Below are 21,518 nucleotides of genomic sequence, written 5' to 3' on the forward strand. Positions count from 1 at the left end.
GTATTATAATAGTAACTGCAAGGGACGCCTTGCACAGTTACTTAAATCTTGCAGAAGCTACAAAGATAAGGCTTCATGCCGAATTCAACACCCTGTCATTTATGGCTGGGTGTTTTCGTTTTGTGAAAGAGGAAAATACGATGACTTGGAGAATTGTGCATGTCTGTCAGAGTGAAAAAATGCAATTGAAGTTGGATAATCTTTTAATTAAGAAAATGGGTCAAGACTATATTATCCCATTGAGTGATATTTCGATAATTGTAGCAGAAGGAGGGGAGACTGTTGTAACTCTAAGGTTGTTAAGTGCTTTAAGTAAGTATAATATTGCCTTAATTGTCTGTGATAATGAGCACTTGCCTACAGGAATTTATCATTCTCAAAATGGCCATTTTAGAGCTTATAAAAAATTACAGGAACAATTATTGTGGACACAGGAACAAAAAGACAAATTATGGCAGATAGTTACTTATTTCAAAATAAACAATCAGCAAGATGTTCTTTCAATGTTTGAGAAGAATATTGATTGTATACAATTATTAGCGGAGTATAAAGAGCATATTGATTTTGGAGATAAAACCAATCGTGAAGGCCATGCTGCAAAAGTCTATTTTAATGAATTATTTGGAAAAAAATTCGTGCGCCTTACACAACAGGAAACGGATGTCATCAATGCTGGTCTAAATTATGGTTATGCTATCATGAGAGCTCAGATGGCACGTATTATTTCTGGGTATGGGTTAAATCCCTTAATAGGAATTTTCCATAAGAATGAATATAATCAATTTAACCTTGTTGATGATTTAATGGAACCCTTTCGGCAGATTGTCGATGTTTGGGTCTATCAAAATTTACGAGATGAAGAGTATTTGAAATATGAATTTCGACTGGCATTAACAGACACACTAAATGCAAAGATTCGTTATGGGAAAGAAACGTGTTCAGTGACGGTAGCTATGGATAAATACGTCAAAGGTTTTCTAAAATGTATTTCAGATAAGGATACTAGCAAATTTTACTGTCCGGTGGTTTCAAGTATAGAATGGAGTTAAGGAAATGAGGTATGAAGCATTGAGATTATTATGTTTTTTTGATTTACCGATGGAAACCAATCAAGAAAAGAGAGTCTATCGTAACTTTCGAAAAGACTTAATTGCTAATGGTTTTGAAATGTTACAATTTTCGGTTTATTATAGAACCTGTCCTAACAGAAGTTTTGCTAGTAAATTCTATAAAAAATTAAGTCAGAGTAATTTACCAAGTGGGAATGTCCGTTTGCTAGCAGTGACTGAAAAACAATTTTCTGAAATGGTTTTAATAATTGGTGGGAAAACAAAGCAAGAAGAAGTAGTCAGTGATAATAAGTTGGTAGTTATATGAAAATGAACATTAGTCATCCGTATAAGGATAATATTTCATTAAGTTTTGGCCAATTTACTCAAATTGTGGGACAAGATCAGCAACTAAAGTACTATATTTGGCAGATACTATTGTGGTATTTTGGAGGAAAAAAATATAGTGAGGAAGATTTAGTTCTATTTGAACAAAATGAGCCTAAAATACTAATAGACGATACAATGGTTTCCCGGTCAGAATTTAGTGTAATTCAAGTGTCCAATATCAATGATTTAATTGAACAAATGGAATATAAAAAAGGAACAGTAGCTTATGATTATATAAAGAAAAAGATTAATTCTATAGAGATAATGGAGCAAATCGAAAATATCAATGACAATCTAGATAGGATTTCACTTTTATTGAATCAGAAATTGAATCTTCAAATAGATGATATTATATATCATACTGAAGCAAAATATTTTAATACGGATCAATTAATTCAAAAAAATTTTTTACCATACTTTGGAAAAAATGATAAAAATATATCCTTTGAATTTGTAGACAATAAGACAAAGTTTTTATTATTTCTTTCCATGTTAGAAATTATAGCGACGAATAGTTCTAAAAAGTTTTTGCTTGTCTTACGAAATTTGGATGATTTTTTATCCTATAATGATTTTGTTGAATGTTGCGAGAAAATGGAGTTTCTGACTAATCATAGAGATTCAATATATATTGTTTTATTTCCTTCCAATGAAGGTTATCTTCATGTCACGAAAGAAGTTTTAGAGGAAATCAATATTGTTTCCGATTATGTTGATCATTTATATTCTCTAGAATTTATGTATGATCGCTTTACCAATCAGTATCCAATAAATCAAATACCTGATGAACAAGAATTTTTAACTTCTTTAAGAAAAACTGGATCCTATTTATTTAGCTCGGACATTCTCCACATGAGTTTATCTGTAGAAGATCAAGTAGCATTAAAAATTTTGAATAATTTGTATCAGTACAAAATGAAAACAAAATTCCGTATTGAATCAATCAATCCAATGTTATTGAAATATTTGGAAGAATAGTATTGACGAGTGAGATTTAAGGCTTTATAATGTTTTTGAGGGAACAAAAATCAAAATTGACGAATTTGAGGTTTTTGTACTCTCAAGATTTAAGTAACTGTACAACTATCATCTACTATCTGCAGTTTCTCCTGATGTTTTTGTACTCTCAAGATTTAAGTAACTGTACAACCTATTCACTTTATCTTGTACAGCTTGTGCGGTTTTTGTACTCTCAAGATTTAAGTAACTGTACAACATGAGCGTAAGCCCTCTTGTATCTGGTCAGGTTTTTGTACTCTCAAGATTTAAGTAACTGTACAACACCAACGGCAATACGACCTATATACAGTACGTTTTTGTACTCTCAAGATTTAAGTAACTGTACAACAACAACGCCAATATTGACCACTAGGAACGGGTTTTTGTACTCTCAAGATTTAAGTAACTGTACAACCAGATTTTCAGATATCACTTCATTGATTGCGTTTTTGTACTCTCAAGATTTAAGTAACTGTACAACTTCTTAATAATTTGTATTCCGCTACTAACAGTTTTTGTACTCTCAAGATTTAAGTAACTGTACAACTTCAGCTAATGCCTTATCATCAAGAATTGCGTTTTTGTACTCTCAAGATTTAAGTAACTGTACAACACCCCCTACATTCTCAAGATAAGCGACTAGGTTTTTGTACTCTCAAGATTTAAGTAACTGTACAACGCGGTCAACGGCTCAAGCTATGACGTGATAGTTTTTGTACTCTCAAGATTTAAGTAACTGTACAACGCGGTCAACGGCTCAAGCTATGACGTGATAGTTTTTGTACTCTCAAGATTTAAGTAACTGTACAACGCAAGTCTGGTGACTGCAATAACAGTCGCAGTTTTTGTACTCTCAAGATTTAAGTAACTGTACAACTATTAGGGTCAAGTATTATCAGATGGCTTTGTTTTTGTACTCTCAAGATTTAAGTAACTGTACAACTGTCACATAGTCGCTAGTCCTGACCCCAATGTTTTTGTACTCTCAAGATTTAAGTAACTGTACAACTTTAAACCGTGGATATCCGATAGACCAGTCGTTTTTGTACTCTCAAGATTTAAGTAACTGTACAACACATCGATTTCATACCCTTTTGCTTGACGTGTTTTTGTACTCTCAAGATTTAAGTAACTGTACAACAAATTTAGATAAGATTCAACTGGTGTGTTAGTTTTTGTACTCTCAAGATTTAAGTAACTGTACAACCTACAAGCTTGTTCTGTTCACTCTCGTTTTGTTTTTGTACTCTCAAGATTTAAGTAACTGTACAACAGCGCATCATACAACGTAGCGTTCTGTTTCGTTTTTGTACTCTCAAGATTTAAGTAACTGTACAACTCTAGCAGATATAAGAGTATATTGTTGTATGTTTTTGTACTCTCAAGATTTAAGTAACTGTACAACACGTTTCATTTTATTGCTCCTTCTTCACAGGTTTTTGTACTCTCAAGATTTAAGTAACTGTACAACCGAAAGCGACTGTATGGGTTGCGGCAGCCAGTTTTTGTACTCTCAAGATTTAAGTAACTGTACAACCTCTACTAGAAAAAGTGCAGCAGTCGACCTGTTTTTGTACTCTCAAGATTTAAGTAACTGTACAACTCTGAAAGCAATTGGTCTTGCTGCTGACAAGTTTTTGTACTCTCAAGATTTAAGTAACTGTACAACCCACTAATGATGGAAATGTTGAATACGGTAGTTTTTGTACTCTCAAGATTTAAGTAACTGTACAACCGCAAAGAAGAAATCCAAATGGTAGAGCTGGTTTTTGTACTCTCAAGATTTAAGTAACTGTACAACAACCCTTGACCGTTACTAAATTATTGACATGTTTTTGTACTCTCAAGATTTAAGTAACTGTACAACGTGTCGTTTTTCCTGTTTCGTGATTGTATTGTTTTTGTACTCTCAAACTTTAAGTAACTGTGAAACAGCCATTCAATTTATTGATTTACTCTTATTGTGATATCTTCCTAATAAAAACCGCTCAGCCGAGCGGTTTTCGTCTATTCTTACCTTTTTACAGTACCCACGTACGAATAGCATGGGCAACGCCGGATTCATCGTTAGATTTAGTGATGTATTTGGCGATTTTTTTGATTTCTGGATTTCCATTTTCCATGACAACGGGGTTGCCAACGACTTCCAGCATGGCACGGTCATTTTCTTCGTCACCGATAGCCATGGTTTCATCTTTTGTCAATCCGAGTTTTTCAGCTAAGTGAGTAATGGCTGAACCCTTGTCCACATTCTTTTTAAGGAGTTCGAGGTAGAAAGGAGCAGATTTGTTGATGGAGTAGCGTTCGTAAAATTCTGCTGGAATTTTTTCAATGGCAGCATCGAGGATTTCTGGTTCATCGATAAACATACATTTAACGATTTCCTTGTCAGCCATTTCTTCAGGTGTACGGTAGAAGATGGGCATGCTGACGAGGGTTGATTCGTGAACTGTGTATTTTCCGATATTGCGATTGGCAGTGTAGATTCCATCCTTAGTAATGGCGTGCATGTGGACACCGAGCTTACGACTGAGAAATTCCATATCTAGATAATCCTCATAGGTCAAGGATTCACTGATAATCTCATGTCCTGTAGCAGTTTCTTGGACAAGGGCACCGTTGAAGGTCACGACATAGTCACCCTCGTCTCTCAACTGCAAATCATCCAGAAGTTTGGCAACACCAGTGATAGGGCGGCCAGTTGCAATGACGACTTTGACACCAGCTTCTTTGGCATCTTGAATGGCAGAAAAGACCTCAGGAGTGATTTCCTTTTGGCTGTTGACTAGGGTACCGTCAATATCGACGGCGATTAGTTTAATACTCATAAAATTCCTCTTCTAGTTTTTATTTGGGGTAAAATGATCGTTCTCAATCAAGTGTAAAAATTGCTGGGTAATGCTTGCAAAGATGCTGTTTTGGTCCAACATTTCTTTTGGAAAATAAAAGCGATTATCTCCGTGGCGACTACCTGCAAGGGATTGGACGATAGGAGACAGGCTAGAGAGTTCAGCCAGTTCTCCATTTTTCTGTAGAATCTCAATCTGTGTTCGTGGATTTTCAGATTCGGGACGATAGATATCATAAGGGAGGTCAAAGTTCTTATGAATGGCAGTGTAGTATTCTGGATCAAAACCGATTTCCTCAACCAATTTTCTCATGCTGGCGAGTTGGTCTTGATCCTCTTGTGAAAAGGTAATGGATTTAAAGACCTTGCGGTTGACAAAGCGTTGCGACAAGTCTGCGAGAATCTTGTCAGGACTGGTCATCCAGAGTTGGAAGTAGGTATTCATCACACCATCATCCAGAGCTAGATAATCAGTCAAGGTCACATTTTTTTCAAAGAAAGGCAGGAGGTGTGGAGAAGTTCGTGCAAAGAAGTCCTTATCTTCTGGATAAAGTTCCTTAGCCCGTTTGAGGAGATTCTGTAGGAGAACTTCCATGGCGCGTGTTGCTGGGTGGAAATAGACCTGCATATACATCTGGTAGCGACTGAGGACATAGTCCTCGATGGCGTGCATGCCATTGCGCTGAAAGGCAATCCCATTTTCGATAGGACGAATGACTCGGAGGATGCGAGTCAGGTCAAATTCCCCATAGGATGCTCCTGTAAAATAGGAGTCGCGCAAGAGATAGTCCATACGGTCTGCATCAATCTGACTAGAAATGAGTTGCACGACCTGCTTGTTAGGATAGGTGTGGTTAATGACACTGGCAACCTTTTCTGGAAAATCTGGTGCCACTTGTAGCAGGACTTGGTGAATCTCCGTCTCAGGATTTTGGATAATCTCTTGAGTAATGGCTTCGTGGTCTGTATCAAAGAGATGTTCAAAAGTATGGGAGTAGGCACCATGTCCAAGGTCATGTAGGAGAGCAGCGGTCATGGTCAAGAGAGATTCGGCAGGATTCCATTCCTCAGGATATTTTTCTTCAAAAATCTCCGTGATACGTCGTGCAATCTCATACACTCCTAGACAATGGGAGAAGCGGCTGTGTTCCCCACCGTGGAAGGTATAACTGGACGTTCCCAGTTGCTTGATCCGGCGCAAGCGTTGAAATTCTTTTGTATTAATCAAGTCATAGATGATTTGATTATTGACATGGATGTAGTTGTGAACTGGGTCACGGAATACTTTTTCGTTCATATGACCATTATAGCAAAAAGCTAGAGTTTTTGGTAAAATAGTAGGACAAGAGAGAAGAAAGAGGACTTGATGTGAAGATTCGGATGCGAAATAGGATTCAGTTTGATGAGCAGTTGGAAGTGATTGACCAGCTTTATGACGTTGAAGTGCATGAAAAGGGAGATTATAGCTATCTGCTTTTTTACAATGAGGAAAAGGAAAAAGTAGTGATTAAATTTCATGATCAAGAACTAGTGATGAGTCGTTTTTCCAATCCCAAGACCATTATGCGCTTCCTAAAGGATAGTGATAGTTTGGCCTATATTCCTACACCAATGGGCATGCAGGAGTTTATCATCCAAACGAGCCATTATCAAGTTGATGGGCAAAAGATTGAACTAGATTATCAACTACAAAATCAAGAGGGACATCCCTTCGCCAGCTATCAATTGGAAATTACTTGGGGCTAGGCTCATGTCTTTTTCAAATTTACCTGGCTATCTTCTCGGATTAGCCTGCTAGTGTGGTAGATTAGGCTAATTTTTGGTATAATAAAAGTTATGGAAATCGAAAAAACCAATCGTATGAATGCGCTCTTTGAATTTTATGCAGCGCTTTTGACAGATAAGCAAATGAATTATATAGAGCTCTACTACGCTGATGATTACAGCCTCGCTGAGATTGCTGAAGAGTTTGGCGTCAGTCGTCAGGCTGTCTATGATAATATCAAGCGGACAGAAAAGATTCTGGAAGATTATGAGATGAAATTGCACATGTACTCGGACTACATTGTTCGTAGTCAGATTTTTGATCAGATTTTGGAGCGCTATCCCAAGGATGACTTTCTGCAGGAGCAGATAGAAATTTTAACAAGCATTGATAATAGAGAATAAGAGGAAGAAAAATGGCATTTGAAAGTTTAACAGAACGTTTGCAGAGCGTCTTTAAAAATCTACGTAAAAAAGGAAAAATCTCTGAATCTGATGTTCAAGAGGCAACTAAAGAGATTCGCTTGGCCTTGCTTGAAGCTGACGTTGCCTTGCCTGTTGTGAAGGACTTTATCAAGAAAGTTCGTGAGCGTGCAGTCGGACATGAGGTCATTGATACCCTTAATCCAGCGCAACAGATTATCAAAATCGTTGATGAGGAACTGACAGCTGTTTTAGGTTCTGATACGGCAGAAATTATCAAATCACCTAAGATTCCTACAATCATCATGATGGTTGGTTTGCAGGGGGCTGGTAAAACAACCTTTGCAGGTAAATTGGCCAACAAACTCAAGAAGGAAGAAAATGCCCGTCCTTTGATGATTGCGGCGGATATTTATCGTCCTGCTGCCATTGATCAGCTTAAGACCTTGGGACAACAGATTGATGTTCCTGTCTTCGCACTTGGAACAGAAGTACCAGCTGTTGAGATTGTACGTCAAGGTTTGGAACAAGCCCAAGCCAATCATAATGACTATGTCTTGATTGATACGGCAGGTCGTTTGCAGATTGATGAGCTTTTGATGAATGAACTTCGTGACGTGAAAGCCTTGGCTCAACCAAACGAAATTTTGCTCGTCGTTGATGCCATGATTGGTCAGGAAGCGGCCAATGTTGCGCGTGAGTTTAATGATCAGTTGGAAGTGACTGGGGTTATCCTTACTAAGATTGATGGCGATACTCGTGGTGGTGCTGCTCTATCTGTTCGACACATTACTGGAAAACCAATCAAGTTCACTGGTACAGGTGAAAAGATTACGGACATTGAGACCTTCCACCCAGACCGTATGTCTAGTCGTATCCTTGGCATGGGGGATATGCTCACTCTGATTGAGAAAGCTTCTCAAGAATACGATGAGCAAAAAGCCCTTGAAATGGCTGAGAAGATGCGTGAAAACACCTTTGATTTCAATGATTTCATCGATCAGTTGGATCAGGTGCAAAACATGGGCCCAATGGAAGACTTGCTCAAGATGATTCCAGGTATGGCCAACAATCCAGCCCTTCAAAACATGAAGGTAGATGAGCGCCAGATTGCTCGCAAACGTGCTATTGTGTCTTCAATGACACCTGAAGAACGTGAAAATCCAGATTTGTTAAATCCGAGCCGTCGCCGTCGTATCGCTGCTGGTTCTGGAAATACCTTTGTCGAAGTCAATAAATTTATCAAGGACTTTAACCAGGCTAAACAGCTCATGCAGGGTGTCATGTCTGGAGATATGAACAAGATGATGAAGCAAATGGGAATCAATCCAAACAACCTTCCTAAAAATATGCCAAATATGGGAGGAATGGATATGTCTGCCCTTGAAGGAATGATGGGACAAGGTGGGATGCCTGACCTGTCGGCTCTCGGAGGAACAGGAATGCCAGATATGAGCCAGATGTTTGGTGGTGGACTCAAAGGTAAAATCGGTGAGTTTGCTATGAAACAGTCCATGAAACGCATGGCTAACAAAATGAAGAAAGCAAAGAAGAAACGTAAGTAAGACAAGGGAAGGCCGCAGGGCTTTCCTTTTTTAGAAAGAAGAAAAATGAGCACTTCCGTAATTGGAAATGCTCGTTTTTGATGTGTTTAGACTCTTATACTCAATGAAAATTAAAGAGCAAACTAGGAAACTAGCCGCAGGTTGCTCAAAACACTGTTTTGAGGTTGTGGATAGAACTGACGAAGTCAGTAACCATATCTACGACAAGGAGACGTTGACGTGGTTTGAAGAGATTTTCGAAGAGTATTAGTCTTTATTTTCGTATGGCAAGATCAAGTTCAAGATGATTCCTGTCATGGCTGATAGGGCAGTACCTGAAAGGGTAACTGGACCAAGTTTAAGGATAGCTCCTCCAAGTCCAAGGACTAACATAGCACTTGCGATGATGAGGTTACGCATTTGACCAAAATCAACACGTTCTTTAATCAAGACTTTCAAACCGTTGCTGGCTATAACTCCATAGAGAAGGATTGACATACCACAAAGAACAGTTGATAAAGAGTCACTAAAAAAGGAACCATAACGGTTCCTAAAATTATTAATTACTTGCTCCAGATGTAGCGTCTGCGCCACCACCGTGGCCTCCAGCATCACCTGCATCAGAAGCTCCAGATGTGGCATCTGCTCCGCCATGTCCTCCAGCAGGAGCTGCAGCATTCCCACCAACTAGACGTTGACCAGTTGTATTGAGGTACCAGTCAAGCCATGGTTGGAAATTAAAGATAATTTCATTAATTCCAGCATATGAACCATCTGGGTAGTACATTGCTTGGTAATTATGGGTATTAATAACACCTTCAGGTGTTCCTGGCACAATTGTACGGACATATTCTTGATCCCCGTTACGCAATACGCCGACAACCCATTCAACGTTTTTCATTCTAGAATCTGGCAATGTACCGTGTACTGTTCCTAATCTATTTCCTGATTGAGCACGTACACGTTTACCAAACATTGTATCTGGGTCTTGGTGGGCGTTATTAAAGTACAAGAATTGATTATTATCATCTGCAAATGTCAACTCAAATGGCATTGCTTTCAAGAACATGTCAATTTGGTTAACTGTCAAGATACCGTGGTCTAATTTAACGTAAGTATCTCCAGAAACAGCTCCAACAAGTTCAGCAGCTTTTTCTACCCATTCAGGATCATCTGGATCAACACCTTGGATGGTAGTTGCAATTGAATTTGTACAATATAAATCTTCTGGTTCAATTGGTTTTGGTTTTTTCAATTTTGAAACGACTCCCACATATTTTACAAAGTTGTCCAAGCATGTTTCAAGGAAATTAACAGTTCCTTCATTTATGATATTTCCATTAATATCAAAAGCTTCTTTGGCTTTACCAAGAAGGAATTCATTTCCTGGAAGAGTGTAGGCATTGACACCTGGAGCGTCAAGAATCTTACGAAGGTGAACTTGGGCACGAGAAGTACCTTGGTCGTAGTAAGAAGCACCCACAATCATGACTGGCTTGTTTTCAAATGGATGAACTTCATATGAAAGCCATTCAAGAACAGATTTTAGAGAAGCTGAGATTGTATGGTTGTGCTCAGGCGTAGCAATGATAACACCATCAGCACGAGTAATTTTGTTATATAAATAACGTAATTGGAAACTTTCGTCCCATTTTTCGTCTTGGTTAAACATTGGAACTTCATCAATTTCAAGAACTTCTAATTCAAATTTGAGTTTGAAGTGACGACGGATGAATTCCAAGAGCTTACGGTTATATGATTGATCGTAGTTTGATCCTACAAGTCCAACAAATTTCATTCTTTTTGGTCTCCTATCTTACAAATTTTCCCAGTCAAAGTCTTCAGCATCTTTGCGAAGTAATTCTTGTGCATTGCGCAATTTTTCTGTGATTTTTACAAAGATACGGTAGTCGTCAAAAGTAGCATCCAGTTTTTTGATAACATCAAGATCCACTAGGTCTCCACTTGGGTTGAAGGCTTGAAGAGAATGTGAAAGCAAGAATTCATCTGGAAGGACACTTGCTTTAATTTCTGGGGCATTCAAGATTTGGCGAAGTTGTAATTGGGCACGTGATGAACCAAGCGTACCGTAAGAAGCACCAGTAATCATGATTGGTTTGTTCAAAAGTGGGTAAATACCGTAAGACAACCAAGCAAGAGCGCTCATCAAAACAGCTGGGATAGAGTGATCATACTCAGGAGTACCGATAATAACACCATCTGCCTCTTCAATTTTGGCAGCGATTTCTAGAATTTCAGCAGGTACTTGCTTGTCAGCTGGTTTGTTAAAGACAGGAATGTCTTTAATTTCAACAAGTTCAATTTCAGCTTTTTCAGCAAAGTGTTTTTGCATGTATTGAAGCAATTGACGGTTTGTAGAACGTTTTGAATTTGTTCCAACAATAGCAATAAGTTTTAACATGAGATTTCCTTTCTCTTTTTACATAATACGATTTTAGAACTCCATTGAAATATCTATTTCTATAGAGTAGGAATTCCTGAAGAACAGCTTAAGTGACCTTCTTTATCGATGAGGATAGCTTCTATTCCCTCCAAACTTTCGACTTGCCAGAGGATAGAAGCAGGTCTTTCTCCAAAGAGTCGAGTTGTCCAGATTTCACCATCGACTGATTTATCAGAGATGATTGTCAGACTAGCAAGTTCCGTTTCAACAGGATATCCTGTTTGACTGTCAAAAATATGATGGTAGTCTTTTCCATCGACTGTCAGGTGACGTTCATAAATGCCTGAAGTCACGACAGATTTATTGACAACAGGGATGGTCATTAAGTGATTTCCCCGAGGATTGGCTGGGTCTTGAATCCCGATTTGCCAAGGTTGATTCCCTCTTGCCTGATTTTTTCCAATGGTCAGGATATTCCCTCCCAGATTAATCAAGGCAGATGTCACTCCCTCTTCTCTAAGAAATTGGGCAACCTTATCCGCACTATAACCCTTAGCTAAACAACCAAGATCGATCTTCATTCCTTTCTGTTTTAAAAACACAGTGGAAGTAGAAGAATCTAACTCAATAGAATAAGGATTGATTAAAGGTAGAACCGATTCAATTTCTTGAGGTTGGGCCACTTTGGCATCTGAAAAACCGATGCGCCAGGTTTGAATTAAGGGACCAATGCTGATATTGAGATGGCTAGAGGGCGCTAGGCTATGCTCTAACCCAAGTGAAATCAGTTCAAACAGGTCTGGATGAACCTTGACGGGGGCTATTCCAGCTTGATAATTGATTTCCATCAACTCAGATTCTTGGCTATTGGCGTTGAAGCGGTATTCGAGCTCTCTGAGTAAATCAAAGGATTTCTGGAGCAAGATATCGGCTCGCTCATCTACTAATGAAATAGTGATAGTAGTCCCCATTAGCCGTTCAGAATGTGAACTAAGAGTCAAGCTACCAACTCCTTTCTCTTATGAAAAGAAGGCTGAAATATAGTAAATTTATGAAAATTAACCCCTTACATTTTCTTTCCATGATACTAGCATACCATAAAGTCAGCGTTTTCACAAATGAAATTTGTAAAGATGTCAAGAAATATGCTCAGGAAATGAAGAAAAATTGCAAGAATCCGTGTTAAGATACAGATTATTTACAATTTTTTACAAAAAAATAGGAAAAATCAGCCAAACTCTTGTAAACGCTAACAGTAAATGTTATACTAGTAGGGTAAATTTAGAATGAAGGTAGGAAATTTTTTATGAGTAAGATCGTTGTAGTCGGTGCTAACCACGCTGGTACAGCATGTATTAATACTATGTTGGATAATTTTGGAAATGAAAACGAAATCGTTGTATTTGACCAAAACTCTAACATCTCTTTCCTAGGATGTGGAATGGCCCTTTGGATCGGGGAACAAATCGACGGTGCTGAAGGCTTGTTCTATTCTGATAAAGAAAAATTGGAAGCTAAAGGTGCTAAAGTCTACATGAACTCACCAGTTCTTTCAATTGACTATGATAACAAAGTAGTTACAGCAGAAGTTGAAGGAAAAGAGCACAAAGAATCATACGAAAAATTGATTTTTGCTACAGGTTCTACACCAATCTTACCACCAATCGAAGGTGTTGAAATTGTCAAAGGAAACCGCGAATTTAAAGCAACTCTTGAAAATGTACAATTCGTTAAATTGTACCAAAACGCTGAAGAGGTGATTCACAAATTGGCTGACAAGAGCCAACACCTTAATCGTATTGCCGTTGTTGGTGGTGGTTACATCGGTGTTGAACTTGCTGAAGCCTTTGAACGTCTTGGAAAAGAAGTTATCCTTGTTGATATCGTTGATACTGTATTGAACGGTTACTATGATAAAGACTTCACACAAATGATGGCGAAGAACTTGGAAGATCACAACATCCGCTTGGCTCTTGGTCAAACTGTTAAAGCAATCGAAGGTGACGGTAAAGTTGAACGCTTGATTACTGATAAAGAAAGTTTCGACGTGGATATGGTTGTTCTTGCAGTTGGTTTCCGTCCAAATACAGCCCTTGCTGATGGTAAGATTGAACTCTTCCATAACGGTGCCTTCCTTGTAGACAAGAAACAAGAAACATCTATCCCAGGCGTTTACGCAGTAGGTGACTGTGCGACTGTTTATGACAACGCTCGTAAAGACACAAGCTACATCGCCCTTGCTTCAAATGCAGTTCGTACTGGTATCGTTGGTGCCTACAACGCTTGTGGACATGAATTGGAAGGAATCGGTGTGCAAGGTTCAAACGGTATTTCAATCTACGGTCTTCACATGGTTTCAACTGGTTTGACTCTTGAAAAAGCTAAAGCTGCTGGTTACAACGCAACTGAAACAGGTTTTAACGATCTTCAAAAACCAGAATTCATGAAACATGACAACCATGAAGTAGCAATTAAGATTGTCTTTGACAAAGATAGCCGTGAAATTCTTGGTGCACAAATGGTTTCACACGATTCTGCAATCAGTATGGGAATCCACATGTTCTCACTTGCTATCCAAGAGCATGTAACAATTGATAAATTGGCATTGACAGACCTATTCTTCTTGCCACACTTTAACAAACCATACAACTACATCACAATGGCTGCACTTACAGCTGAAAAATAAAATTTGATGAACTATCTGGCCTTAAGTTAAGGTCAGATAGTTTTTTAGCCAATCTGTACCCATACAATTATTCTTTTTTTATCTTGTGATTCCTTCTGTTCTGAATTAAAATGAAATGGTAGCTACCAATATAAATGATGAGGAAAAAGAAATGACTGAAAATCGTTATGAACTAAATAAAAACTTGGCACAGATGCTCAAAGGTGGGGTTATCATGGACGTTCAGAATCCTGAACAGGCCCGTATTGCAGAAGCTGCTGGTGCGGCAGCTGTGATGGCCTTGGAGCGGATTCCAGCTGATATTCGTGCAGCTGGTGGAGTTTCCCGCATGAGCGATCCAAAGATGATTAAGGAAATCCAAGAAGCGGTTAGTATTCCAGTGATGGCCAAGGTCAGAATCGGGCATTTTGTTGAAGCTCAGATTTTAGAGGCCATTGAGATTGACTATATCGACGAGAGTGAAGTTTTATCTCCAGCAGACGACCGTTTCCATGTGGACAAAAAAGAATTCCAAGTTCCTTTTGTTTGTGGGGCTAAGGACTTGGGTGAAGCCTTGCGACGTATTGCTGAGGGTGCCTCTATGATTCGTACCAAAGGAGAACCAGGTACAGGAGATATCGTCCAAGCTGTTCGCCATATGCGTATGATGAATCAGGAAATTCGCCGCATTCAAAATCTACGTGAGGACGAACTTTATGTTGCTGCCAAGGAATTGCAAGTCCCTGTAGAATTGGTTCAATATGTCCATGAGCATGGAAAATTGCCAGTTGTAAACTTTGCGGCTGGAGGCGTTGCAACGCCAGCAGATGCGGCATTAATGATGCAATTAGGGGCAGAGGGTGTCTTTGTCGGCTCAGGTATTTTCAAGTCAGGAGATCCTGTTAAACGAGCGAGTGCCATTGTCAAAGCGGTAACTAACTTCCGTAATCCTCAAATTCTAGCTCAAATCTCTGAAGATCTAGGGGAAGCCATGGTTGGTATCAATGAAAATGAGATCCAAATCCTCATGGCTGAGCGAGGGAAATAGATGAAAATTGGAATATTGGCCTTGCAAGGTGCCTTTGCAGAACATGCAAAAGTGTTGGATCAATTAGGTGTCGAGAGTGTTGAAATCAGAAATTTAGAGGATTTTCAGCAACATCAGAGTGACTTGTCAGGTTTGATTTTACCTGGAGGAGAGTCTACAACCATGGGCAAACTCTTACGCGACCAGGACATGCTGATTCCCATTCGAGAAGCCATTCTATCTGGCTTACCAGCCTTTGGAACCTGTGCAGGCTTGATATTGCTGGCTAAGGAAATTACTTCTCAGGAAGAAAGTCATCTTGGAACTATGGATATGGTGGTCGAGCGCAATGCCTATGGGCGCCAACTAGGAAGTTTCTACACGGAAGCAGAATGTAAGGGAGTCGGTCAGATTCCAATGACTTTTATCCGTGGTCCAATTATCAGCAGTGTTGGAGAAGATGTAGAAATTTTAGCAACAGTTGATAATCAAATCGTTGCAGCCCAAGAAAAAAATATGTTGGTAACTTCTTTTCATCCAGAATTGACTGATGATGTGCGCTTGCACCAGTACTTTATAAATATGTGTGACAAAAAGATAGTGGAATAAAAAGTGATAAATCAAGTTTTGATTCGCTTTTTCCAAAGAATCATTTTTTAAGTCATCTGACAGTATTCTGTGATTTTAGATTTATTTACGATAAATTAGAAAAGAATGATTGTTTTGACTTAGGGCATAAAGATTATATGCTGAATATGGTGTTCAAGTATCTTTTATTGAAAGCACTTTAGAGGATGGAGTTAAAATACTATTCTATACTCCTTAATACTCTTCGAAAATCTCTTCAAACCACGTCAGCTTTATCCGCAACCTCAAAGCGGTGCTTTGAGCAACCTGCGGTTAGCTTCCTAGTTAGCTCTTTGATTTTCATTGAATATATAGTGGTTTGAAATAAGATGTGTGCAACTTGATTAGGGAAATCAAATTAATTTCTAGAAATGTTTTAGTATCCACGATGTACTATTCTAGTTTCAATTTACTATAAAAATGATGTATGGGATTGGTCAAAAAGAACACTTTGAAAATAGCAAAAAACGAGTATCTCTACAGATGGAGATACTCGTTCTATTATGTATAAAGCTATGAGTCTGTCGTCCTACGTAAGGTGCGCGTCGAAGGTTATACCTAAAAAACTCCAAACGCGATACAATAAAGGGGATTAAGCCAATTCTAAAGATTTTTTAAGAGGTAAGTGATGAGTTAAGATCAATGGTGTTTTAACAAGGTGAAAAGGGTCAGGCAAAAAGTCTTTAAAATCAGAAAACGCATAATATCAGTGTACTGACCCCCAAAAGTTAGACAATTAATTTATCCGAAGGATTTAGTTCTGTATTGCACAGGGCTAAGTCCTTTTAGTTTTACCTTAATTCGTTTATTGTTGTAGTAATCAATATAGTCTACAATGGCTTGTTCCAATTGCTTAAGCGACTGAAATGACTTCTCATAACCATAAAACATCTCCGATTTCAGAATGCCAAAGAAGGACTCCATCATACCGTTGTCTGGGCTGTTACCTTTACGTGACATGGATGCTTGAATTCCCTTACTTTCTAGGAAGCGATGATAAGAATCGTGTTGATATTGCCAGCCTTGGTCACTATGGAGAATCGTATTCTCATAGTGCTTCTCTGTGAAGGCCTGTTCCAACATTGTTCGTACTTGTTCTAAGTTGGGTGAAGTTGAAAGATTATAGGCGATAATTTCGCTGTTGAAACCATCTAAAACTGGTGATAAGTAAAGCTTTTGAGTACTTGCTGGAATGGCAAATTCTGTCACATCTGTGTAGCACTTTTCCATTGTTTTAGAGCCTTCAAATTGACGTTGAATGAGATTCTCTGCCTTTTTGCCAACATCTCCTTTATGAGAAGAATATTTTCGTTTCTGTCGCATTTTAGCTTGTAAATTGAGTACTTTCATCAAGCGTTGAACTCTTTTATGATTTACCAGATAACCACGATTTCTTAGTTCTAAATAAATCCGACGATAACCATAATTTCCCTTGTGTTCGATAAAGATGGATTGAATTTCAGCTTTAAGCTCTTGGTCCTTATCTAGTTTATCTAGTTGTTTCAAGTGATAGTAGTAGGTCGAACGAGCTAGTTTAATGGCTTTTAGAAGAATATCTAACGAAAACTCAGTCATTAATTCTTGAACAATTTCTGTCTTTCTTCTTTCTCTTTTTCCTCCTTCAATCGGAGTTCTCTTAACTTTTTTAGGATAGCATTCTCCGCTCTCAGGTACTCATTTTCTGCTTGAAGACGTTCTAATTCTGTCCTCTCTTCAGGTCTCTTTTGTGGCTTACGTCCCATTTTAGGTACTCTCCCTCTTGTTTTCTCAACAATAGTATACCCGTTTTTCTTGTATTGTGCTAGCCAATTAAGAAGTATCGTACGACTTGGGAGGCCGTATTCAAGAGAAACTCTATCTTTAGTCCAGCCTTCATGTAAGACTTTATGAATCATTTCTTGTTTTAAATCAGGAGAATAGTAACGATTTTTTCCTTTTTTGACGAACTCTATTCCGTAACGATCAATCAATTTAATCATGTACCTAATATTAGAATTGTTTATCCCAAATTTATTTGAAAGCTTCTCTAAGCTATATCCTTGTTTTCTAAGTTCATAGATCTGAACTTTATCATCATAAGTTAACTTCATGATAAAAACACCCCAAAAGTTAGATTTTTTCTGTCTAACTTTTGGGGTGCAGTTCACAGGTGTTGAATTTTACAACGTTTTTTATTTTATTCTTTGGTATTCTTTTGCAAAAAAAGAATACAACATTTTGTTGTATCCTAAATATTAAATCAAGTCCTGAATTTTCTTAAGTTTTTATCATATTTTCTGTTATAATTAAGGTGCCTTAAGAAAAATAATGAAAAAACTAAATGTTTTTCATATAGTTTTCATTTTTGTGTTATAATTAAGGTGCCTTAAGAAAAATATTAAGGTGCCTTAAGAAAAATAATGAAAAAACTAAATGTTTTTCATATAGTTTTCATTGTTTTAATAGTTTAAAGTCAATCTTATTTTTCTCTAATAGAAAATAATGAAAAAGTAGGTTTAGAAAGAGGTAAGTATCTATGTCTTCTCATAAAAAAGTGTCACTCTCTGAGATTAATCAATCTATCGATACTCCAAATAACAATCATTTCTGGCAAAATTTAAATGCCTTTTTAGGTCCGGGTGCTCTTGTCGCAGTTGGTTATATGGATCCAGGAAACTGGATTACCAGTGTAGTCGGTGGTGCTTCCTATAAGTATAGTCTCTTGTTTGTTATCTTGATTTCATCTCTCATTGCCATGCAACTTCAGCAGATGGCAGGAAAGCTTGGTATTGTAACCCAGATGGACCTGGCTCAAGCAACGGCTCATCATTCACCTAAATGGCTTCGTTATAGTCTATGGGTGATTTTAGAATTAGCCTTGATGGCGACAGATCTGGCAGAAGTTCTAGGTTCAGCGATTGCTCTCAATCTTCTCTTTAAGATTCCGATTATGATAGCAATTCTCTTGACCGTGTTGGATGTTTTTCTCTTATTGCTTCTGATGAAATTTGGCTTTAAGAAGATTGAAGCTATTGTGACAACACTGATTTTAACCATTCTAGCAATTTTTACCTATCTGGTAGCTTTGTCACATCCAAGCTTCCAAGGAATCGTTGAGGGTTATCTACCGAATGCAACCTTATTTGAAAGTCCCTTGCCAGGGCATGAAAGTCAATTAACCTTGGCACTAGGGATCGTGGGAGCAACGGTTATGCCCCATAACCTCTATTTGCATTCTTCATTGTCTCAAACTCGGAAAATCAATCACAAGGACAAGGATGATGTTCGAAAAGCGGTGCGCTTTATGACCTGGGATTCAAATCTCCAATTATCCTTGGCCTTTGTGGTTAACTCCCTTCTATTAATTCTCGGGGCGGCTCTCTTTTTCGGCCATGCATCTGAGATTTCTGCCTTCTCTCAAATGTATAATGCCTTGCAGGATTCTACTATTGCAGGAGCTATAGCTAGCTCGACCTTATCAACCTTGTTTGCCTTGGCTTTATTAGCCAGTGGTCAAAATTCGACAATTACGGGTACCTTGACTGGACAAATCGTTATGGAAGGTTTCTTGCATATGAGATTACCTCAATGGTTCATTCGTTTGGCAACTCGTCTCTTTGCTTTGTTGCCTGTCATGATTGTAGCGGTTCTGTTTGGTCATCAGGAAAAAACATTGGATCAGTTATTGGTTTATTCACAAGTCTTTCTTTCGATTGCTCTTCCATTTTCAATCTTCCCACTGATTTATCTAACTTCTAAGAAATCACTGATGGGAGAATTTACCAATGCCAAATGGAATACCATCCTTGGCTATATCGTTTCCATTATCTTAACAATTCTCAATGTGAAATTGTTATTTGATATTTTCTAAGAAATTCACCCGAGTTATAAAACAAGCATATAAGAAAAAAGATACCCAAGATTTCTTGAGTCTACTGAAAAAGTCATCAAATTGATGGCTTTTTTGTTATACTAGAGATGAGGTGAGATGATGCTTGATAATCAGTTAACTATGGATGTCAGTCCTTATTCTAGTTTGTATGATATCGTGGTTCCTAAAACCCACTTTTTACGTCAGCTAACTGAACTCTGTGATTTTAGCTTTATTTATGATGAACTAGAAAAGAATTATCGTCCCGATTTTGGGCGTAAAGCTTATTCACCGATTATGATGTTCAAATATCTCTTGTTAAAAGATATTTATAAGTTATCAGATGCAGATGTGGTAGGTCGTTCCTTGTCAGATATGGCCTTTAAATTTTTTCTTGGTCTGGCTCCTGAGGATTCTGTTATCGAGCCATCCTCTCTGACAAAATTTAGAAAGCTAAGAATTAAAGATGACAAACTGCTTGATGTATTGATTCAGAAGTCTGTTCAAATTGCACTCGAACATAACTTGATTAAGAGTAAAATCCTCATTGTGGATGCCACTCACACCAAATCTCATTATAATCATAAGAAACCCCAAGAAATCCTTAGAGAGCGTTCAAAAGCTTTACGTAAAACAATTTATCAACATTCAGAAGATATCAAAATAGAATTTCCAAAGAAACCTCAAGAAGATAACCTCGAAGCAGAGTTGGCCTATACAGAGGAATTAATGGCTGTGGTTGAAAAACACGAGGAACTCTTAGCTCTACCGGCTGTGTCTCAAAAGTTCAATTACCTAAAAGAGGCTGTCGAGGACGACTTAGAACATTTGGAAGCTTCTGTTAAGGAGGAGGCTAGGCTTGGACATAAGACAGCCGACAGCTCTTTCTATGGATATAAAAGTCATATCGCTATGACGGATGAACGGATTATTACTGCTTGCGTGGTCACTTCTGGTGAACAAAGCGATGGGAAATATTTACCTGAGTTATATGCCAAAACAAAGGAAAATAGTCTGGACATCGAGACTATTATTGGTGATGCGGCTTATTCAGGAAAGGACAACATTCAACTATCTCGCAAAGAAAAGATTCATTTGGTGTCAAAACTGAACCCTTCAGTTTCAAAAGGTTACCGTAAAGAAGAGGATGCGTTTGAATTTAATAAAGATGCAGGGCTATTTGTCTGTCCAGAAGGACACATGGCTGTTCGCAAAGCAAGGACAGGGAAAAAACATCAAAATAAGAATCAAGTTGTCACTCATTACTTTGACATTGAGAAGTGCAAGAGTTGCCTTTCCAAGGAAGGATGTTATAAGGAGGGGGCAAAGTCTAAAACTTATTCAATAGCCATTAAGAGTGACGATCATCTTTTTCAGAAGAAATTTCAGGAAACACCTTATTTTAAAGAAATGGCCAGACATCGCTATAAAATCGAAGCAAAGAATGCCGAACTAAAACAGAGACATGGCTTTGATGTCGCGAGAGCATCGGGTCTTTTCAGCATGGAGTTACAGGCAGCCACAACCATCTTCGTGGTCAATATGAAACGAATTATGACCTTAATAAATACAAAATAACCGAGGAACTCGCTCAAATTAACGAGAGATTCCTCGGTTTTCATTTCATTAAAAGTAAGAGACCTATTTTTTCAGTGGACTCGATTTCTTGGGTATCTTTTTTAAAATAAACGGAAGACATGGGATTCGAACCCACGCACGCTGTTACACGCCTACCGCGTTTCCAACACGGCCTCTTAAGCCTCTTGAGTAATCTTCCAATACTTACTCAAATAGTCTACCATAAAGGTTCTTATCTTGCAATTAAAAATTTTTGAAATGAGAAAAATGATAGAATTTGAAAGAAAATGATAAAAAATGTTTGACTTTAAAAGAAAGTGTGATAGAATGAATAGTGTAAACGATAACAG

At 38.0% G+C, this 21,518-nt stretch carries 17 protein-coding genes, 1 tRNA gene, 1 pseudogene and 1 CRISPR repeat array; of the genes and pseudogenes, 11 read left to right on the forward strand and 8 right to left on the reverse strand.

Features of this window, described 5'->3' with window-relative positions; genetic code table 11:
• The first annotated feature begins 140 nt into the window (after positions 1-140).
• From cas1 to csn2-St, 3 genes are read left to right on the forward strand one after another with little or no spacing between them, the layout of a single operon-like run.
• Positions 141-1,049 carry a type II CRISPR-associated endonuclease Cas1 gene (cas1, locus tag CYK16_RS03610; RefSeq protein WP_101776649.1) on the forward strand — a complete coding sequence of 303 codons (909 nt, stop codon included), beginning with the start codon at positions 141-143 and terminating at the stop codon, positions 1,047-1,049.
• 4 nt (positions 1,050-1,053) lie between these two features.
• A complete protein-coding gene (cas2, locus tag CYK16_RS03615) occupies positions 1,054-1,377 on the forward strand; it encodes a CRISPR-associated endonuclease Cas2 (protein WP_001268300.1) in 324 nt (107 codons plus the stop codon).
• Complete coding sequence (gene csn2-St / locus CYK16_RS03620; RefSeq protein WP_463606930.1) at positions 1,374-2,417, forward strand: CRISPR-associated protein Csn2-St; 1,044 nt, start codon at positions 1,374-1,376, stop codon at positions 2,415-2,417. Before cas2 ends, csn2-St begins: the two co-directional genes overlap by 4 nt.
• 70 nt (positions 2,418-2,487) lie before the next feature.
• A CRISPR array of direct repeats spans positions 2,488-4,371; the repeat unit is 36 nt; unit sequence GTTTTTGTACTCTCAAGATTTAAGTAACTGTACAAC.
• An 88-nt stretch (positions 4,372-4,459) separates the two neighbouring features.
• On the opposite strand, the gene yidA is transcribed toward csn2-St, so the two are convergent.
• Both yidA and CYK16_RS03630 read right to left on the reverse strand, forming a co-directional pair.
• The gene (gene yidA / locus CYK16_RS03625) at positions 4,460-5,266 is read right to left on the reverse strand and encodes a sugar-phosphatase (RefSeq protein ID WP_101776650.1); all 807 of its coding nucleotides are present in this window, start codon (positions 5,264-5,266) and stop codon (positions 4,460-4,462) included.
• Between the two features lie 12 nt (positions 5,267-5,278).
• Positions 5,279-6,583, reverse strand: coding sequence for an HD domain-containing protein (locus CYK16_RS03630; protein WP_101776651.1), 1,305 nt, complete (start codon positions 6,581-6,583; stop codon positions 5,279-5,281).
• Between the two features lie 71 nt (positions 6,584-6,654).
• Between CYK16_RS03630 and CYK16_RS03635 the strand changes: the two genes are divergently transcribed.
• From CYK16_RS03635 to ffh, 3 genes are all read left to right on the forward strand, one after another.
• Positions 6,655-7,032 (forward strand): YwiB family protein, encoded by a 378-nt coding sequence (locus CYK16_RS03635; RefSeq protein ID WP_101776652.1) that lies wholly within the window; start codon positions 6,655-6,657, stop codon positions 7,030-7,032.
• A 90-nt stretch (positions 7,033-7,122) separates the two neighbouring features.
• Positions 7,123-7,455, forward strand: a complete 333-nt coding sequence (locus tag CYK16_RS03640) for a putative DNA-binding protein (protein ID WP_000402066.1) — start codon at positions 7,123-7,125, stop codon at positions 7,453-7,455.
• Between the two features lie 11 nt (positions 7,456-7,466).
• Positions 7,467-9,038, forward strand: coding sequence for a signal recognition particle protein (gene ffh, locus CYK16_RS03645; protein WP_101776653.1), 1,572 nt, complete (start codon positions 7,467-7,469; stop codon positions 9,036-9,038).
• Between the two features lie 246 nt (positions 9,039-9,284).
• On the opposite strand, the pseudogene CYK16_RS03655 reads toward ffh, so the two are convergent.
• The 4 genes and pseudogenes from CYK16_RS03655 to CYK16_RS03670 form a co-directional block, all read right to left on the reverse strand.
• Positions 9,285-9,527, reverse strand: a pseudogene (locus CYK16_RS03655) (uracil permease); the annotation flags it as partial.
• A 49-nt stretch (positions 9,528-9,576) separates the two neighbouring features.
• The gene (locus tag CYK16_RS03660; protein WP_060805370.1) at positions 9,577-10,815 is read right to left on the reverse strand and encodes an NAD(P)H-dependent oxidoreductase; all 1,239 of its coding nucleotides are present in this window, start codon (positions 10,813-10,815) and stop codon (positions 9,577-9,579) included.
• A gap of 18 nt (positions 10,816-10,833) precedes the next feature.
• On the reverse strand, positions 10,834-11,439 hold the full coding sequence (locus CYK16_RS03665) for an NADPH-dependent FMN reductase (RefSeq protein WP_060805371.1): 606 nt from the start codon (positions 11,437-11,439) through the stop codon (positions 10,834-10,836).
• Between the two features lie 59 nt (positions 11,440-11,498).
• Positions 11,499-12,422 carry an FAD:protein FMN transferase gene (locus tag CYK16_RS03670; RefSeq protein WP_060805372.1) on the reverse strand — a complete coding sequence of 308 codons (924 nt, stop codon included), beginning with the start codon at positions 12,420-12,422 and terminating at the stop codon, positions 11,499-11,501.
• 305 nt (positions 12,423-12,727) lie between these two features.
• Here CYK16_RS03670 and nox point away from each other — a divergent pair, with 305 nt between their 5' ends.
• From nox to pdxT, 3 genes are all read left to right on the forward strand, one after another.
• Positions 12,728-14,107, forward strand: a complete 1,380-nt coding sequence (gene nox / locus CYK16_RS03675; RefSeq protein ID WP_060805373.1) for a H2O-forming NADH oxidase — start codon at positions 12,728-12,730, stop codon at positions 14,105-14,107.
• A 151-nt stretch (positions 14,108-14,258) separates the two neighbouring features.
• The gene (pdxS, locus tag CYK16_RS03680; RefSeq protein WP_000138526.1) at positions 14,259-15,134 is read left to right on the forward strand and encodes a pyridoxal 5'-phosphate synthase lyase subunit PdxS; all 876 of its coding nucleotides are present in this window, start codon (positions 14,259-14,261) and stop codon (positions 15,132-15,134) included.
• Positions 15,135-15,722 (forward strand): pyridoxal 5'-phosphate synthase glutaminase subunit PdxT, encoded by a 588-nt coding sequence (gene pdxT, locus CYK16_RS03685; RefSeq protein WP_060805374.1) that lies wholly within the window; start codon positions 15,135-15,137, stop codon positions 15,720-15,722. It begins immediately after the preceding gene.
• 759 nt (positions 15,723-16,481) lie between these two features.
• Here the strand turns inward: pdxT and CYK16_RS03695 are convergent.
• Positions 16,482-17,830, reverse strand: a protein-coding gene (locus CYK16_RS03695) for an IS3 family transposase (RefSeq protein ID WP_101776749.1) whose coding sequence is annotated in 2 segments (ribosomal slippage) — positions 16,482-17,389 and positions 17,389-17,830 — 1,350 coding nt in all. Because the reading frame shifts where the segments join, the coding sequence is not laid out codon by codon here.
• Between the two features lie 425 nt (positions 17,831-18,255).
• Between CYK16_RS03695 and CYK16_RS03700 the strand changes: the two genes are divergently transcribed.
• Both CYK16_RS03700 and CYK16_RS03705 read left to right on the forward strand, forming a co-directional pair.
• Entirely contained in the window at positions 18,256-19,590 is a 1,335-nt protein-coding gene (locus CYK16_RS03700; RefSeq protein ID WP_101776655.1) for an Nramp family divalent metal transporter, read from the forward strand.
• Positions 19,591-19,710: 120 nt separating this feature from the next.
• On the forward strand, positions 19,711-21,168 hold the full coding sequence (locus tag CYK16_RS03705; protein ID WP_060805447.1) for an IS1182 family transposase: 1,458 nt from the start codon (positions 19,711-19,713) through the stop codon (positions 21,166-21,168).
• Positions 21,169-21,279: 111 nt separating this feature from the next.
• On the opposite strand, the gene CYK16_RS03710 is transcribed toward CYK16_RS03705, so the two are convergent.
• Positions 21,280-21,367, reverse strand: a tRNA-Ser gene (locus CYK16_RS03710).
• Positions 21,368-21,518: the final 151 nt, after the last annotated feature.

Source organism: Streptococcus oralis subsp. dentisani (genome assembly GCF_002860905.1).
GTDB lineage: Bacteria > Bacillota > Bacilli > Lactobacillales > Streptococcaceae > Streptococcus > Streptococcus oralis_BA.

What these genes read in the sequence shown, in the direction of transcription:
- CYK16_RS03660 (WP_060805370.1), bottom strand. Translation starts at nt 10,815, where the DNA reads ATGAAATTTGTTGGACTTGTAGGATCAAACTACGATCAATCATATAAC.
- CYK16_RS03705 (WP_060805447.1), top strand. Translation starts at nt 19,711, where the DNA reads ATGCTTGATAATCAGTTAACTATGGATGTCAGTCCTTATTCTAGTTTG.
- yidA (WP_101776650.1), bottom strand. Translation starts at nt 5,266, where the DNA reads ATGAGTATTAAACTAATCGCCGTCGATATTGACGGTACCCTAGTCAAC.
- CYK16_RS03630 (WP_101776651.1), bottom strand. Translation starts at nt 6,583, where the DNA reads ATGAACGAAAAAGTATTCCGTGACCCAGTTCACAACTACATCCATGTC.
- cas1 (WP_101776649.1), top strand. Translation starts at nt 141, where the DNA reads ATGACTTGGAGAATTGTGCATGTCTGTCAGAGTGAAAAAATGCAATTG.
- nox (WP_060805373.1), top strand. Translation starts at nt 12,728, where the DNA reads ATGAGTAAGATCGTTGTAGTCGGTGCTAACCACGCTGGTACAGCATGT.
- CYK16_RS03665 (WP_060805371.1), bottom strand. Translation starts at nt 11,439, where the DNA reads ATGTTAAAACTTATTGCTATTGTTGGAACAAATTCAAAACGTTCTACA.
- csn2-St (WP_463606930.1), top strand. Translation starts at nt 1,374, where the DNA reads ATGAAAATGAACATTAGTCATCCGTATAAGGATAATATTTCATTAAGT.
- CYK16_RS03700 (WP_101776655.1), top strand. Translation starts at nt 18,256, where the DNA reads ATGTCTTCTCATAAAAAAGTGTCACTCTCTGAGATTAATCAATCTATC.
- pdxT (WP_060805374.1), top strand. Translation starts at nt 15,135, where the DNA reads ATGAAAATTGGAATATTGGCCTTGCAAGGTGCCTTTGCAGAACATGCA.
- ffh (WP_101776653.1), top strand. Translation starts at nt 7,467, where the DNA reads ATGGCATTTGAAAGTTTAACAGAACGTTTGCAGAGCGTCTTTAAAAAT.
- CYK16_RS03640 (WP_000402066.1), top strand. Translation starts at nt 7,123, where the DNA reads ATGGAAATCGAAAAAACCAATCGTATGAATGCGCTCTTTGAATTTTAT.
- cas2 (WP_001268300.1), top strand. Translation starts at nt 1,054, where the DNA reads ATGAGGTATGAAGCATTGAGATTATTATGTTTTTTTGATTTACCGATG.
- pdxS (WP_000138526.1), top strand. Translation starts at nt 14,259, where the DNA reads ATGACTGAAAATCGTTATGAACTAAATAAAAACTTGGCACAGATGCTC.